Genomic DNA, 15,720 nt, shown 5'->3' with positions numbered 1-15,720 from the left:
CTAGCGAGCTAAATAAAGCGCTAACTGCGTTATAAATTTTAAATTAATATTTGCTGTAAATGGGACGCGGGATTGCAGTACCCAAAATAAACCAAGTAATAAAATATTGAGTGGTGTAAAAAAGCCGCTACAGCGGCTTTTTATAAACTCACTAAACACTACTTAGTATATGCGCGCGGCATTTCTGAATCCGTTGTATAACGTTTGCGAAGTTTATCTTGACGAGCTTCGGTTGAGACCTCTTCGCCATTGATGAACATTTTAGTTACATGGCTTTTAAAATCAAATGGGTCATCATTCCACATAACTAAATCTGCCGCTTTACCAACTGCAACACTTCCTGCATTAATGCCAAACACATCAGCAACGTTCGCAGTGATCGCTTTTAATGCTCCTTGTTGTGTCATTCCGTAAGATACTGCATTACCCGCATCAAAACGCAGTTGATAAACATTATGACTGGCATCACCCGCGATTGATAACAAGACCTTCACACCTGCTTTTTCAAGCTTGCCGGCATTGTCTAAACTAGCATGGAGCGAATCAAAACTACCAGGCAAACTTTCCATCGCGCTGACAATGACGGGGACACTCGCTTGTGCTAGCTGCTCTTTCACAACCACTGCATCCTGAGCACCCGCAATCACTAAATTAACTGAAAACTGCTGCTTAAGTTTGATTAACTCAATAATGTCAGCCGCACGAGACGCTGTGACTAATAAAGGCATTTCACCCGCTAACACCTTTGTGAGAACGATGTCTTCAGTACTTGGGGTCGCATCATCTTTTTTCTTTTTGCTTTTTTGTTGCTGCGCTTCGAGTTTATCAACAAGGTTTTTTAGTGCCATAGCACGTGAACCTTTGCTCTGCTCTCCTAAGTGCACCACCAATGCTGCATGTGTTTGTTTTTCGCTGGCAAACTCACCGCTTAAGTCAACAACACTGGCAAGGCCTGCAAAAATACTGTCGCCACCTTGTGGAGTGATCACATCACGGGTGATCCCCCCTTTGCGAGCATATGGGATCAAACTCGAGTGAGCATTGAATGCTAAGCTTGGGTCAAAATCGATGCTTGCTTTATCATCGCCACCATCACGTGATCCAGCAACAGCACCTACTTCAACTAAACCTAACTGATTCATACTCCCAATAAAGCCTGGCGTCACAATTTGACCCTTAGCGTCAATGATAGTGTCAGCGTCAACTTTAGCTGGATTGATCGCTGTAATTTTGCCCTCATCCATTATAATGCTGGCACCTTGTAACACGCCTTGCTCAGTAGAGGTATGTACGGTGGCATTAATGATTGCAATTGATTGCGCATCAACCGCTGTACTTGCTAATAAACCAGCAGCAACTAGCGAGAGCGAAAATGAATGTGTTAATTTTGTCATCCTAGTTACTCCTTATTTTTGACCTAACAGAAAATCACTTTGAGCTTGGTAAGTGTCATCATAGCGATCATATACTTTTGCACCATCAACAAAGACCTGTTCAGCTTTAGCATAAACACTAAATGGGTTTTGGTTCCAAATGACCACATCACCTTGCTTGCCCGCTTCAAGTGAACCTGTTTTGTCAGCAACACCTAATGCTTTTGCAGCATTTGAAGTGATCCATTTTATTGCATGCTGTTCAGAAATATTAAAGCCATTATCGTTAGCACGGTACATGACCTTGCCAGCTTCTTGGTTTAAGCGTTGAATAGTAGTATCAGAATCGGAGTGTACAACCGCACATGAATTTTTCACCGCATCAACAATTGCTACGTTTTCTTGTACCATATCGTAGGCTTCCATCTTAAAGCCCCACCAATCTGGCCACAGCGCAGCACATGAACCGTTATCTGCAAGCAGGTCAGCAATTTTATACGCTTCAATGCCGTGATGGAAAGTCCCTGCGTGATAACCAAACTCTTTTGATAGATCAATCATCATCGCCATTTCTTCTGCTTTGTAGCAATGATTATGGATCATGACTTCGCCTTCTAATACGCCACGTAATGTATCGTATTTAATATCGCGATGCGGAACTTCAGGGTTTTTACCTGCAGCGTAATCAGCGTCGTACTTATCCCACGCACGCTTATATTCAGTAGCACCAATCCACGCTGTGCGATAGCCTGCCATATTACCCATTCGCGTTGATGGTAATACCCCTTTACGGCCATAAACGCGTTTCGGATTTTCACCACAGGCCATTTTTAAACCATAAGGAGCATCAGGAAATTTCATTCCTTGCATAGTGTGTGCTGGTACATTTTTCAATGTCACACCACGGCCGCCAAATAAATTAGCTGAACCGGGTAAAATTTGTAATGAAGTAACCCCACCTTCACGGGCGCGGTTAAAACCGGGATCTTGTGGCCAGATTGAATGTTCAACCCACACTTCTGCAGTGTTCGGGCTAGTCATTTCATTACCGTCTTGGTGAGATTCAACTGACGGGCTAGGATAAGCACCTAAGTGTGAATGCACGTCGATTAAGCCTGGGGTTACCCATTTGCCTTGCGCGTCTATTGTAAGGTCGGCTTGTGCCGTAAGGTCTTTACCAACTTGTTGCACTTTACCGTCAACAAGCAATACGTCAGCTTCTTCTAAACGCTCGCCAGTACCAGTTAAAACCGTTGCATTGGTGATCAACGTTGTTGTTGATTTAAGTGCTTTGTAGGTACTTGGGTATGGGTTTTTATTAATTGTTACTTTTTCGTCTTGTGGGTCATTATCTTGGCAACCCGCTATAGCGACGCCAAGAGCAACAACCAGCAATGATGGAGCAAATTTTTGCATCATGTTAATCCCTGTTATTTTTTTATTACTGTATATAAATGTATTTTATAAAGCTAAAAAATAAGCCAAGTCTGCATTTATATAAGATGAATGTAATTTATATGTTATTTCTTAATATAATTGTTATACAACTGCTCAAGCGCCTCTTCGGTAGTAAGACTGGGATCTTTGCTAATAAAATGCTTAACAGTACGTGTGACAAAATCGGAGTTTTGTTTATGTAATTTTGAAAAATCTTTAATTAAACAGTTACCATCTTTAGCTGCTGTTACTTTATCGTGGCGGTGACGATACTGACTAAGCGCTTTATTAAAATCACCTTGATAATCTTCGACTAATATCTTGTAAAAATCGCTTTTTTGTACTTTCAATGAACTAACACAGTAGTTTAATGCCTCTTTAAAGTCAGTAAAGGTAACACCTTCAACATCAAACTCTGCGGTTTTTTCACGTACCGTCACTTTCGCTTCTTCAGTTGCATAACTAAAACCACTAAAGGCTAAACGCTCTGCGGCTTCTTTACCTAAAGCCATCCCCGCTTTAATACTGTGTGCAAATTCATCGCTCATATCGCTAAGTTCATTCTCGTGCCACATATTGTAAACACGCAATGGTTTTGCATATTTAGCATTGAGTTTACTTTTTAATTTAGTAAAGCGTTCGTCGATAGTCATTAAACGCTCATTATGTAATATCGCATGGCACTCATAACACGCCGCAATACTAATAAACTCTGCATCTTCACCTAAATCAATAATGCTTTGTAGCATATGCAATGGCGGGCAATGATCGCGCTCAGTCGCTTCACAACCGCAATAAAAACAACGATTAAAATTATGCTGTTCACAGGCGTAAGCTTGCTGGTAATAACTCGCCAATGTTTTACTCACAGAGTCTCCTAATAGGCTGATACTTTTTAAATCAAACGATCATAACAGGGATTCATAATATGTCAGCAATGCTGTCCAATAAAGTGTATTTACTCTAAAGTAAATATCATGTAAAACCAATGAAAACAGTTTGAAAAACAAACAAAATCAATAAAAAAAATGAAAAATAAATCCTTGAAAGTGTGTCTGGATACACACATTAATAACTTTATTATCAATTACTTACTATAAATGTAAGCTATTCACATATGCTGTTACATCTTGTCGATTTTCATTTACAGCTTTCATCAGAAATATAGCCAATAATACATTCGTCAACAAGACAACACTCAACAACTGGAGAATGATGATGAATACTTTAACGACAACATTTTGCACAACATTACTGTTAGGCACTGCAGCATTAACTGCAACTAATGCAGAAGCTGCACAATTTGTAGCGGCTGATAATACTCCCGGCACGCAGATTTGTATGGCTGTAGCGTCAAATAAGCCCATTAAACTTTATTTAGCCATGAAAGAATTTCGGATGAATAAAAGCAAAACAGCAAGCAAACTACAGTGTAATAATATGAGTATGGCTGAATTTACAGGCACATATGGCTTTGACAGAACAGCAAGTCGCTTAGGTATTGACGCCACTACGGGCACTTCAATACAAGATTTAGCTAAGTTAGAACAGCAAACAATTATGGTTATTGCAGGCTCTAAATAGCATGCTAAAAATGCAATTAATTTAAGCTGGCATGTAGTTGGCCAGCTTAAATTAACTATCTAAACATAAACTAAATAATTGCTGCCACAAGACCAAATAAACCACCAAAGACCCCCCCCCAGACCACAAGCCAGCCTAAATGCTCTCTGATCATGGTTTGTATAATATCCTTCACCATTTTTGGGGTTAGTTCATCTAATCGATCATCAACAAGATCTGATACTGTTGTAAACAATGAGTCACTTGCTAGGCTTGTCTTTGCAAGTTTGTTATTGACCAGCATCTTAAATTCGTCTGTTTGGCTCATCATTATTAAGGAATCACGCATTTTTGCTATAAAAGAATCGCGCATTGGTTCCACAGCTGCACTGCCACCAAACATCGCTAACATACTGCCAAATTGAGACTGCTCTATCACTTCCAGCAGTGTGTCAAACGCTGGGTTTAAGTCAACGTCGTTGATCACAGGTTGTAGATCAATATCCATTGTTTTATTGCCAAGTAGCTGCGATATTTTTTGCTCTGAGAAAAACTCAGTTAAGATAAGGTTTTTAATTGCAACTTTAAACCCTGCGAACTTCAATTGGATCACACCCGAACCATACAATAACGGTACTTTTTCAAATAACATATGCACTGCGAGCAAGTTAGTTACTGCACCAGAAAGTGCAAATAAGCCGATCGATAGCACAATTGCTTGGTTAAACAAAAAACCTGTAATCACTAACACTGTGGCAATTACATTTGTAATAAGGCTTTTATTCATTCTTCCTCCACTTGAATTATTGTATAAAGCTAAGCAGGTGCTGCTAAATTTGAATTTTACTCTCAAGAGTTTGTTTATTTAACTACTTTTTGCCATAGTTTAGTTATCTGTATAAAAGGTGAGCAATGCTATGTGGAATACGGTTAACGAACAAATCAGCCAAGCTATGCATTTTGACTTTAAACACACCAGTAAACGACAGTTGCAAAGTCCAAATAGCGATAAACTATTTCAAATAAGCGATGGTACTCATCAATATTTTGTCAAGGTCGCACACAGAAACGATTTGGAACGATTTGACAACGAAGCCCACAATTTAAAGTTACTCACCCAAGAGAGCCTATTTATGGTGCCAGATTGTATCACCACGGGATCGAATATTGAGTTTTCATTTATCGTCCTTGAATGGCTTGAACTGGATCAGCAACCCCATACCAACTGGCATATAATGGGCAGCCATCTTGCCAGCTTGCACCTCAAACACCGTCAAGCTATGTTTGGTTTTGATCATGATAACTTTATTGGCCCAACTGCTCAGCCAAACCGCTGGCATAAAAAGTGGAATATATTTTTCGCTGAAGAGCGCATTGGCTGGCAACTACAATTATTACATGAAAAAGGCATTGAGTTAGTTGATAAAGACTATTTTATCGCATTTATAAAAGACATGTTACACAGTCATAATGTACAACCCTCATTACTACATGGTGATTTTTGGCGTGGCAATATGGGATTTATTCACAGTGTGCCAAGTATTTTTGACCCCAGTTGCTATTATGGTGATCGGGAGATCGATATTGCAATGAGCGAGTTATTTGCCCCCCTGCCTGATGCATTTTACATAGCCTATAATAAGCACTACCCATTAACGCAAGGCTATGAGCTACGTAAGTTAGTTTATCAGCTTTACCCTATTTTAAATCATGCCAATATTTTTGCTGGTCACTATCTTACTGAAGCTAAACAACAAATAGATCGACTACTTAAATAAGGCTATTTTTATTGTCAAATTGATGTCATAAATAACTAAAGCAGACTATATTTAATGAGCGTCTAATAGTGGCCAGGGCTAGTTATTGTGGACGTTCGCGTACAACTGCGTAAAGCATAACAATTTATCTACCACTATAAATAGTCATGCTTTATAGCTCTGTTTTGTAAGGTTGGATCAATTATGCAAAATCATCTCTCACAACGGATCAGCTGTCCACATTGTGGTCACCATATTCATATTACCCTTGATGCCAGCGATGGCGATCAAGATTACTTTGAAGACTGCAGCGCATGCTGTAACCCAATCCACTTTAATATGCATATCGACTATGCCAATAGTAAGGTTGAGTTACATATAGACAGTGATGACGAACAAATTTTTTAAGCTAACTAGTACTGTGGTGACTGTTACTGTGATGACTGTAGTCGTAAATAATTTTCCACCGTGTTGATGATAGTGTAGGTTTGTTGATCAACTTCAATATTGAGTCCATCTCCTATTGCAACTTTGCCAATATTGGTGATTGCTAAAGTCTCTGGGATCAAATGTAACCAAAAACCTTGCTCGTCAACTTCACCCACCGTTAAACTGGCGCCATTAACACAGACAAACCCTTTATACAGCACGTACTTTTGCCACTTACTTGGTAAGCTTAGTTGTATTTTACAATTACCATCTGTGTGAATAATATTGTTCACTTGGGCAATACAATGAATATGACCAGAGACAATATGCCCGCCCAGTTCAGTACCCAATGTCATAGAACGCTCAAAGTTTACCATGCAACCAGCATCAAGCTTTCCAAGATTCGTTAACTGTAATGTTTCATCAATCACATCAAAATAAACTTCTGCAAGGGCACTATCTGAAATAAGTTGAACTTTAACAACCGTTAGACAACAACCATTAATGGCAATACTGGCACCTAACGCTAACTTCGTAACGTATTGTGGTGAAACTGCGAGCACTAAGCGCATAACACTGTGTTGATAGCTATTTGCAATTACCGTTGCTTGTGTTTGCACAATGCCTGTAAACATAACTTGAACCGCCCTTTAAACATGGATCTATCACTTCGCTTTAGTTTAACCGATCCCAAGGTTCAATACTGCAATGAATAACATCAACTTTCCGCTATAATTTTTTATTCTTCAATTTATCGATTACAATACCCGTCTCTTCTGTTTACGTAGCAAGTGATATGACTTTTTGTAGTTGGGAAGCCAAACGGCTAGTTTCTCTGGCAATCCCCGTTTTTTTAGCACAAGTAACCCTCGTTTTAATGTCTGTGGTTGACACCATCATGGCGGGACAAGTTAGTCCAACCGATTTAGCCGCCCTCTCTATTGCAACAGGTGTTTGGAATCCAGCAATGCTTGCTCTGCAAGGTATATTACTCGCCCTCACCGGTATTATTGCGCAATTTTCTGGCGCTGGCGATAAAACAGGCATCAGCCATTATTTTCAGCAAGGTTTGTATCTTGCTGGAGTATTAAGTGTACTGGGCTTATCCATCGCTTACTTTGCCGATATTATCATTTTAAAGCTTGATACCAGCCCAGCAATTGCCGCTATGGCCTATGACTATATTCATTTTGTTAAATGGGGAATTATTGGTTTTTTAGTATTTAGTGTATATCGCAATATTACCGAAGGCATGGGGATGACCAAGCCTGCTTTTTATATCAGCTTAATTGGCTTAGCTGTCAATATCCCTGCAAATTACATTTTTATTTATGGTAAGTTAGGTATGCCAGCCCTTGGTGGTGCAGGCTGTGGCATTGCCACGGCTTTGGTATTCAGCGCGATGGCTATTGCACAAGTAATATACTGCCAACTGAGTAAAAAAGTCGATGCTAAAACACTGTTAGCTAACTTTAAGACCCCCCAATTTAGTACTATGTGGACCATTACTAAAGTCGGCATCCCTATTTCACTCGCCACTTTTTTTGAAGTCACTTTATTTGCCTGCATACCGCTATTTATCGCTCATCTAGGTGCCGTTGCGGTTGCCGGGCATCAAATTGCAGCCAGTGTAACTACATTATTGTTTATGATGCCATTGAGCTTATCAATTGCTATTAGTATTCGGATAGGCAATTTATATGGTCAACATCACTTTGAGCAACTAAAAAAAGCAATTTCAACTAGTTACATTCTTGCCATGATCATTGCAGCGGTACTAGCAGCTATCACTTTTTTTGGTCGTGACATAATTAGCCAACTTTATACCGATGACGCTCAAGTAATAGCACTGGCAACATCCATTATGATTTTAGCGTGTATTTACCAACTCCCTGATGCGTTACAAGTGTCCGCGAATGGGATTTTAAGAGGGTTAAAACATACAGCGCCCATTTCGTACATTACCTTTATATCATACTGGTTAATTGGTTTTTCATTGGGTTTTATTTTAGCTCGCACCGATTGGATTGTACCAGCCATGGGCCCGCATGGTTTTTGGGTAGGAATTATTGTTGGCTTAAGTGTTGCGGCTATTTTGTTAATGTTAACTGTTGCAAATAGATTCAAATATGAGCCTCTCAAAAACGCGTAATCAACCAAACTGGCAAGATAACCAAGTCAAACGATTTGGTTATCTTGGCACTTTATTCGCTTGTTTGCTAATAAGTGCTTGTAGCGATAAACCAACAGATATTAATGAGCAGTATCAGCAGCGACTCGCCACAGCGCTGGACAAACCGCTGCCTGTCACCCCACCATTAAATAACCTTAAATTGACACCTGTTCATAACAACGATAACCCAGCTACTGCACAGCAATTAAGTATCGTGCAGCTAGCGCAACTGTCTCATTGTAAACTTAACACCCTCATTGCTGAACATAATAGTCAACTGGGCAAAGTTGCCAGCTCAGCCGGCCAATTAACTTATCAAATCCAGTTTATTCAATTAGCCCCAAGCTGCTTAGAGAAATTAAACTCTGAGTCAAAAAGCTACCAAGCCATTAAGCATGAACTTGCCAACAAAAAGCAACAACTATTAAAGCAATTCAACCACTTACTTTACAACGATCCTGAGTTAAAACGTACTTGGCAGCTTACTAGCTATGCACTGGATAACAACCTTGCAGGCCTTGTCGAAACAGAGCTTGCCCTACAAAACTTACTCACTTTAAAACAGCAAATAATACAACAACAATATACACAAATAGATAGCCAAGCACTGTACCCACAGCTCTCCCAGCTACGCCAATTTAACTTTAATCAAGCGTTAGTCAGTGCCGTGCGCCAGCAAACATACTTTAATCACAGCACCAGTCGATATTTAACCAGTATTGATCTTAGTGCACTCTGCAACCCGCTAAAAAATAAACGCCAAGCGCAAATCGTCAGTAACGTATTTAAAAAGTATTACCTGTCACAATTACAACCCTATCAAGCGCAACTATCAGGCGCTTTAGAGCGACTGATGCCGTTGTACCAAGCACTTTGGCTAGACTCTACAACTAATCAACCTGAGCTTAGGGCATTGCTGCAACAACAACCCAGTAACTTACTCACCGCATTCAAAGAATCTGCAAAAACACACGTTACTTGGTGGCAAAAGTTTTACAAAAAGTGTGAAATCAGCCCAATATGAATAAAAAAACGGCAAACAAACCAAAAATGTATAAACGAGCTTGATTCACTTAACCGCACGCTATATATTAGCGACCGTTGTTAAGCAATTAACACCTTAAATTTATGATACGACCGTAGCTCAGTTGGTTAGAGCACTACCTTGACATGGTAGGGGTCGGTGGTTCGAATCCACTCGGTCGTACCAATTTATTACTACCTGTAATAAATTTAATTTAAGAATCCTATTGTACGACCGTAGCTCAGTTGGTTAGAGCGCTACCTTGACATGGTAGAGGTCGGTGGTTCGAATCCACTCGGTCGTACCAATCCTTAAGAAAAACCTAAAAAACACTAAAGAAAAAGTACTACCTACTCTCGATCACCCGGTCCAAAGGTCAGTGGTTCGAATCCAATCAGTCGTACCAATCCTTAAGAAAAACCTAAAAAACACTTAAGAAAAAGCACTACCTACTCTTGATCACCCGGTCCAAAGGTCGGTGGTTCGAATCCACTCAGTCGTACCAATCCTTAAGAAAAAGCACTACCTACTCTCGATCACCCGGTCCAAAGGTCAGTAGTTCGAATCCACTCAGTCGTACCAATCCTTAAGAAAAACCTAAAAAATACTTAAGAAAAAGTACTACCTACTCTCGATAACCCGGTCCAAAGGTCGGTGGTTCGAATCCACTCAGTCGTACCAATCCTTAAGAAAAGCTAAAAAACACTTAAGAAAAAGCACTACCAACTCTTGATCACCCGATCCAAGGGTCAGTGGTTCAAATCTACTCGGTCGTACCAATCCTTAAGAAAAACCTAAAAAACACTTAAGAAAAAGCACTACCTACTCTTGATCACCCGGTCCAAAGGTCGGTGGTTCGAATCCACTCAGTCGTACCACTCCTTAAGAAAACCTAAAAAACACTTAAGAAAAAGCACTACCTACTCTTGATCACCCGGTCCAAAGGTCAATAGTTGCCTTTAACCAAAAATGGACAAACTATTACAGTTGTCCATTTTGGTTTAGGAAATATCCTTATGATGCCACCAAGTTATAGCTAACTGACTATATTGTTACCTTTGTTCTCTTGCTGATGAATTGTAACAGGCCAACCTGGGAACTGGTTACTTGCTTTACCATCGGTTATATCGACTAAAAACTTATAGGCATCCATTGTGTATGTGAGCTTCTCAGAATCGAAGGTAATAAAACCAAAGCCGCTGCCTTTTTCATGAGCCTTTACATAGCGGTTATTGGATTTTCCTACTTCAGGATTCCCTACCGCATAGACATAAATCTTATTACCGAAGGTATCATTATACTCGCCTGTTTCAGCAAGCCCATGTGCAGGGCGGTTTTGATAAGGCATATTCATTGAATCTGGCTTCCACCACCTTGGCCAACCGGCAGAAATAGCTGGCGTACAAAAAGCCCAGTTACTATCCCTTTGTTGATTTACGCCATATTGAGATAAAGACCCTAAGTGGGTATCACCACAAATATGTAACGCCATAGAGTCACGCATTGCATCAATTGCACGATTTCGCGCAGATGCAGGCCAACCACTTGAATCGAAATCGTATTTTAAAAAGCGATCAGGTAACGGCTGATGAGTTGAGATGGCCGCAAATACCGTTTGGCTCAACACCGCTTTTAATTTATGCCCGCGCCAGTCTTTACCCCACGCTTTAAGAAATTGCTCCTGTCGACTGCCTAATAAATCTAAACCTGGCGGATTAAACACAGGATTATAAAAAAGTGGATCTTCATCTTGCCCTGTTTCGCCGACCGCAACATTTATGCGTTCAGGGCCACTTTTCCATTGTCTGTCGGCAAGAATCGCAAAACCGACACCGCCATATAGCATAGTGCCATAATACGAGCTAATACCATTAGTTGGCGTTGGATCATAAGGATCTGGATGATGGTTGAGAGTGGTTTTATGTACCATATTAATCACCCGTGCTGAATCAATGTAACCACCTAAAACACTCGCTGAAGGGTCTTTCGAAATGTTTTCCATTCTTGCACCACCCTCACCCCACAAATTGCCTTGGAGTACATCATGATCATCGGGCAAACAAATTGTCGGTTGATTACGCATGACCTCTTTGAAAGCCCAACCAAATTGATAGAACTTACGTAAGTAGTTCAAAATCGCCAAATCATCAGGCGTGCGAATTACACCAAACCCACCATGGCTTTCATAAATTTGATCGCCAGAAAAGAACACTAAATCGGGGTTTAGTTTTTCGACATTTTGCGCAACTGGCTGGTACGGAAAACCATAATCATTTTGACACGTGAGCGCAGCCATTCGTAATTTTTCACTTGCGGGGTTTGCTTTTATAACCCCTGAATATATATCTGGTGTGTGTGTACCGTCAGTATGTTTTTCACGATATACAACCCGAAAAGGCGTATCGTGTTTTTCATCCCAATTGGCTATACGAAAAGTCGCCAACCAGCCGTCATGATCTATGACTTGCGAATCAATAGCGATCCACTGATTATCACGCTGGATCTGTAGCTCTATTTGCTGATTATCATGCTCACCTATTGGCCCTGTATAAGCACTCAATTTCAGCACAAAACCTTCATGACTCAATGTATCGTTTAACGAATACATAGTCCAAAGTATTGGACCAAACACTTGTTCATCGACTACTGAAAATGCTTCACCTTGCATGGTCCAATTACTAAATTTATAACGTGCGCCTAATTTGTCTTCAGGTGCATTTTCAAATGTAACGGACGGAATCGAAAAATTACTAACCAGAGCCACATTACCTAATAACTCTGAAGCAGCCGCCAAATGGCTTAGAGTACCAATCACTTTACCTGACGACGCTAAACTAGCTGTTAACTCTAAAGCCATAGCGCCTGATTGAGGAGTGCCAGTCAGCGTCAAAGTAACAGCTTGATCCTCTATCGGAACCATTAAAGGCGTTGTGTTATTACCTAACACTAAATCATTGTTTTTAATACCAAGGTCATAACCCTGCTGTACAAAACAGTTACTACGGTATTCATTTAACTCACTTTTAGCACCAAGACGAATACCCGCGCCACCATCCTTATTGTTTGGCTCTAAGCGAGACACTTGCACCGACATTGTAAAAGCTTGGTCAAGATGCGCTATTTGGTGAGTGAGTGAATGAACACTTCGATTACCGCCTCTACTTCTACATTCAGCAGCACCATTAACAACCCGCCAATCCTCCATCGGATTAGCCCAATATTGTTTGCCAAGCCATACTCTATCATGTGTTTTATGCCAATTATCACGATGAGCTTGAGTGCCGCGAGTAACAGTTGAAGTAGCAGCTCCTAAATGCCGAGTACAACCAGATACCCCTGTAGCAACAACACCAGCTGCTAATATTTTGAGTACAGAACGACGAGATATATTTTTATTCATAGTTTTAATCCCACAAATTGAATATTGTTAACAGTAAACAAACTATATGCGTTTTTTTATAAAAGATCAGCATTTGTTTTCTAAAAAACGATTACACATTAATAAAAGTGACATGTGAGCATGAGCGCGTGTTGTTCTTTTAGGATAAAAATTTTTTGATCAAGTGGGAAGTGTGTAACCTTGTAGGCCAAGTAAGCTTCCGCGTTCAACTTATGTCCATGCAGAACCTTCAAGCAGCGCATATTTAGTGTTTATGTTGGTATTAAATTTATAGTTACCTTGCATCAATCAATGAAGGATTTTTACTGATAGCTTTCTTAATCTGCTGTAAATAAGCGCTGTATCTTCATCGCGTCGAGTTTACTTCTATCAGAACAACTGCAGTTCCAATTTCAAGAATGGTATTTATTCTCCACTTTCAGTTAATAAAAAGTTGCTATTTAATAACAAAAAAATGTAACCTTCATTAATTGTTAACAATTAACATTGGTGCATTGTGAGATTTCTAAATAACTATAAGATAAAAACTAGAATTTTAGCGCTGGTACTCATTCCCCTAGTAATTACCGGAATAATGTCTGCAGATAAAGTAAATTCATCGCTTGAGCAACGCCAAGCAATCAGCAAGTTGGATGCGATCCTCGATTACGCGCATGTAACTTACCCACTTATTGCGAATTTACTCGAAGAAGGCTTTTATACACGGCTGTATCTTGATACTCAATCTGACATGGCAAAATCTAAGCAACAAATGTTGATTCATCGCCAAAATGCGCTATTGCATAGCAAGCAATTTAATGAATTTATTAACGATAATCAGCAAACTATCAATCAATTCCTGACTTTACGGGCTCAAATCGAAAAAATAGAAAAACAATTAATAGAGCTCAAAGTTGTCAGGGAGGTTGCAGATAATAAAAGTCATTTAAGCCGTGATTACATGACTGAGCTAGGCCGAGAAGTACATACTATGTATGAAATTAACACGCTAATTCGCAGTTTGTTAATGACCTTGAGTGAAATTGTAGTGATCGCAAGTAGTGATCAACAACTCGGTAAAATGTCTAATGCTTACTATTACTTAGTTGCTAGCAGTGTTGAGCGTTCGTTTCACGATAGCTTTATTAATACGGCTATCAACAGCCAACTTGATGTCTACATTTATGGAGAAATATTCAGAAGCGCGACTGCAATTCAAACTTACAACAGCTTATTTTATAATTTCGCAAGTCCATTCGCTCAGACTGTACTTAATGAAATGAGAAAAAGTCCGAGCTATTTAAAATCAGAAGAAGTAGCCCTAAAAGCACGCACAAACATCTATCAAACCGTCAATAAGCCTTTATATATAGGCACAACTAATTGGCCTACTACTGTAAAAAATATGGCGCAGTTACAACAACATGCTATTGAAAGAGTATTGAAAGAACTCATCGACACTAAAAACCAGCTAATCGAACAAGCGCAAAACAATCTTTATAGTAATATTAGTACCTTAGCCTTACTGATCCTATTACTGACTGTTATTTCGTGGTTTATTATTCGTAGCATTACCCAACCGCTATCTGAAATAGTTAGCCAAGTTAGTCAACTTGCCCGCTCAAAGGATCTCACTCATCAATTTAAACACCAGGGTAATGACGAATTAACTGAACTTACCAACGCATTTAATTTATTAATTACGGGGTTTCATAGCACCTTATCAAAAATAGCCAAAGAGTCGGTGCAAATAGCAAATAACTCGCAAACCATGCATAACACTATACAAAACAGTACATCCCTCAGTAATAATCAACAGTTAGCAACGCATAGTATTTCTGTAGCAATCAATCAAATGACCGCCACAATAAGTGAAGTGTCTGCAATGACGAATCGCACTCACCAAGCAATTGAACAGGCGCATTCAGTATCAACGCAAAGCTTAGCAAACTCAAACATCAGTCAAACGATGATGCAAACATTAACGACTGAATTGAGCGCTACCACAGACGTGGTAAATGAACTCGATGAACAAGCAAAACTGATCAGCAATATATTAAATGTGATTGAAGGCATTGCTGAGCAAACTAACTTACTTGCACTTAATGCAGCAATAGAAGCTGCACGTGCAGGGACGACAGGACGAGGCTTTGCCGTGGTAGCTGATGAGGTCAGAAACCTAGCAAGTCGGACCCAGCAATCAACACAACAAATTCAGAGCCAAATCAACTCACTGCAAAGTGGTGCAAGTACAGCAACGCATAGTATGTCGCAGCTGCAATCTCATTCAGCCCAAGCAATTGAAAGTGTGATCAACAATGCTCAGTCATTTACGCAATTAAAAGAGCAGCTTGATCAGGTTATGGATATGGCACTGCAAATAGCCACCGCAACTGAAGAGCAAACATCAGTTTCAAACTCAATAAACGAGCAAATAACCTTAATTAATAATGATGCGCAATCTGTAGCAAATACAACCCAGAGCAGCCAACAGACCGTTGATAGCTTAACACGTATCGTTGCAAACCTGGAAAGCTATATCAATGAATTTACCTTAGTCACACCACCCAAAAATAATTTATAAG

The 15,720-nt window shown here is 39.8% G+C and carries 12 protein-coding genes and 2 tRNA genes; 8 read left to right on the top strand and 6 right to left on the bottom strand.

The window, feature by feature from the left end; genetic code table 11:
* Positions 1–158: 158 nt before the first annotated feature.
* The 3 genes from PHAL_RS0115135 to PHAL_RS0115125 all read right to left on the bottom strand — a co-directional run bounded on the left by PHAL_RS0115135 (position 159) and on the right by PHAL_RS0115125 (position 3,679).
* Positions 159–1,394: an amidohydrolase family protein gene (locus tag PHAL_RS0115135; RefSeq protein WP_016709268.1), complete on the bottom strand. Its 1,236-nt coding sequence runs from the start codon at positions 1,392–1,394 to the stop codon at positions 159–161.
* 12 nt (positions 1,395–1,406) lie between these two features.
* Positions 1,407–2,789, bottom strand: a complete 1,383-nt coding sequence (locus PHAL_RS0115130; RefSeq protein WP_029216184.1) for an amidohydrolase — start codon at positions 2,787–2,789, stop codon at positions 1,407–1,409.
* 104 nt (positions 2,790–2,893) lie between these two features.
* Positions 2,894–3,679 (bottom strand): hypothetical protein, encoded by a 786-nt coding sequence (locus PHAL_RS0115125; RefSeq protein ID WP_016709266.1) that lies wholly within the window; start codon positions 3,677–3,679, stop codon positions 2,894–2,896.
* A 346-nt stretch (positions 3,680–4,025) separates the two neighbouring features.
* Between PHAL_RS0115125 and PHAL_RS0115120 the strand changes: the two genes are divergently transcribed.
* Positions 4,026–4,394: a DUF3718 domain-containing protein gene (locus PHAL_RS0115120; RefSeq protein WP_237709899.1), complete on the top strand. Its 369-nt coding sequence runs from the start codon at positions 4,026–4,028 to the stop codon at positions 4,392–4,394.
* 70 nt (positions 4,395–4,464) lie between these two features.
* Here the strand turns inward: PHAL_RS0115120 and PHAL_RS0115115 are convergent, their stop codons facing one another.
* Complete coding sequence (locus tag PHAL_RS0115115; protein ID WP_016709264.1) at positions 4,465–5,160, bottom strand: hypothetical protein; 696 nt, start codon at positions 5,158–5,160, stop codon at positions 4,465–4,467.
* Positions 5,161–5,290: 130 nt separating this feature from the next.
* Here PHAL_RS0115115 and PHAL_RS0115110 point away from each other — a divergent pair, with 130 nt between their 5' ends.
* Together PHAL_RS0115110 and PHAL_RS0115105 are read left to right on the top strand one after the other, a co-directional pair.
* Positions 5,291–6,151, top strand: a complete 861-nt coding sequence (locus tag PHAL_RS0115110) for a fructosamine kinase family protein (protein WP_016709263.1) — start codon at positions 5,291–5,293, stop codon at positions 6,149–6,151.
* 183 nt (positions 6,152–6,334) lie between these two features.
* Entirely contained in the window at positions 6,335–6,538 is a 204-nt protein-coding gene (locus tag PHAL_RS0115105; protein WP_016709262.1) for a CPXCG motif-containing cysteine-rich protein, read from the top strand.
* A gap of 23 nt (positions 6,539–6,561) precedes the next feature.
* On the opposite strand, the gene PHAL_RS0115100 is transcribed toward PHAL_RS0115105, so the two are convergent.
* Entirely contained in the window at positions 6,562–7,194 is a 633-nt protein-coding gene (locus tag PHAL_RS0115100; protein WP_016709261.1) for a riboflavin synthase, read from the bottom strand.
* 161 nt (positions 7,195–7,355) lie between these two features.
* Between PHAL_RS0115100 and PHAL_RS0115095 the strand changes: the two genes are divergently transcribed.
* The 4 genes from PHAL_RS0115095 (at position 7,356) to PHAL_RS0115080 (ending at position 10,063) form a co-directional block, all read left to right on the top strand.
* Positions 7,356–8,711 (top strand): MATE family efflux transporter, encoded by a 1,356-nt coding sequence (locus PHAL_RS0115095; RefSeq protein WP_016709260.1) that lies wholly within the window; start codon positions 7,356–7,358, stop codon positions 8,709–8,711.
* Positions 8,689–9,756, top strand: a complete 1,068-nt coding sequence (locus PHAL_RS23125) for a DUF3080 family protein (RefSeq protein ID WP_016709259.1) — start codon at positions 8,689–8,691, stop codon at positions 9,754–9,756. The genes PHAL_RS0115095 and PHAL_RS23125 overlap by 23 nt, the downstream gene beginning before the upstream one ends.
* Positions 9,757–9,865: 109 nt before the next feature.
* Positions 9,866–9,942, top strand: a tRNA-Val gene (locus PHAL_RS0115085).
* A gap of 44 nt (positions 9,943–9,986) precedes the next feature.
* A tRNA-Val gene (locus PHAL_RS0115080) sits at positions 9,987–10,063 on the top strand.
* A 729-nt stretch (positions 10,064–10,792) separates the two neighbouring features.
* Here PHAL_RS0115080 and PHAL_RS0115075 read toward each other — a convergent pair.
* Positions 10,793–13,156 (bottom strand): alkaline phosphatase D family protein, encoded by a 2,364-nt coding sequence (locus PHAL_RS0115075; RefSeq protein ID WP_016709258.1) that lies wholly within the window; start codon positions 13,154–13,156, stop codon positions 10,793–10,795.
* A 574-nt stretch (positions 13,157–13,730) separates the two neighbouring features.
* Here PHAL_RS0115075 and PHAL_RS0115070 point away from each other — a divergent pair.
* Positions 13,731–15,719 carry a methyl-accepting chemotaxis protein gene (locus PHAL_RS0115070; protein ID WP_016709257.1) on the top strand — a complete coding sequence of 663 codons (1,989 nt, stop codon included), beginning with the start codon at positions 13,731–13,733 and terminating at the stop codon, positions 15,717–15,719.
* Position 15,720 lies beyond the last annotated feature (1 nt).

Origin of the sequence: Pseudoalteromonas haloplanktis ATCC 14393 (assembly GCF_000238355.1) — a bacterium.
Classification (GTDB): Bacteria; Pseudomonadota; Gammaproteobacteria; order Enterobacterales; family Alteromonadaceae; genus Pseudoalteromonas; species Pseudoalteromonas haloplanktis.
Note: the sequence above shows the minus strand (reverse complement) of the source record. Positions and strands in the feature narration are given on the sequence as shown.

What these genes read in the sequence shown, in the direction of transcription:
- PHAL_RS0115135 (WP_016709268.1), bottom strand. Translation starts at nt 1,394, where the DNA reads ATGACAAAATTAACACATTCATTTTCGCTCTCGCTAGTTGCTGCTGGT.
- PHAL_RS0115130 (WP_029216184.1), bottom strand. Translation starts at nt 2,789, where the DNA reads ATGCAAAAATTTGCTCCATCATTGCTGGTTGTTGCTCTTGGCGTCGCT.
- PHAL_RS0115120 (WP_237709899.1), top strand. Translation starts at nt 4,026, where the DNA reads ATGATGAATACTTTAACGACAACATTTTGCACAACATTACTGTTAGGC.
- PHAL_RS0115115 (WP_016709264.1), bottom strand. Translation starts at nt 5,160, where the DNA reads ATGAATAAAAGCCTTATTACAAATGTAATTGCCACAGTGTTAGTGATT.
- PHAL_RS0115110 (WP_016709263.1), top strand. Translation starts at nt 5,291, where the DNA reads ATGTGGAATACGGTTAACGAACAAATCAGCCAAGCTATGCATTTTGAC.
- PHAL_RS0115105 (WP_016709262.1), top strand. Translation starts at nt 6,335, where the DNA reads ATGCAAAATCATCTCTCACAACGGATCAGCTGTCCACATTGTGGTCAC.
- PHAL_RS0115100 (WP_016709261.1), bottom strand. Translation starts at nt 7,194, where the DNA reads ATGTTTACAGGCATTGTGCAAACACAAGCAACGGTAATTGCAAATAGC.
- PHAL_RS0115095 (WP_016709260.1), top strand. Translation starts at nt 7,356, where the DNA reads ATGACTTTTTGTAGTTGGGAAGCCAAACGGCTAGTTTCTCTGGCAATC.
- PHAL_RS23125 (WP_016709259.1), top strand. Translation starts at nt 8,689, where the DNA reads ATGAGCCTCTCAAAAACGCGTAATCAACCAAACTGGCAAGATAACCAA.
- PHAL_RS0115075 (WP_016709258.1), bottom strand. Translation starts at nt 13,156, where the DNA reads ATGAATAAAAATATATCTCGTCGTTCTGTACTCAAAATATTAGCAGCT.
- PHAL_RS0115070 (WP_016709257.1), top strand. Translation starts at nt 13,731, where the DNA reads ATGTCTGCAGATAAAGTAAATTCATCGCTTGAGCAACGCCAAGCAATC.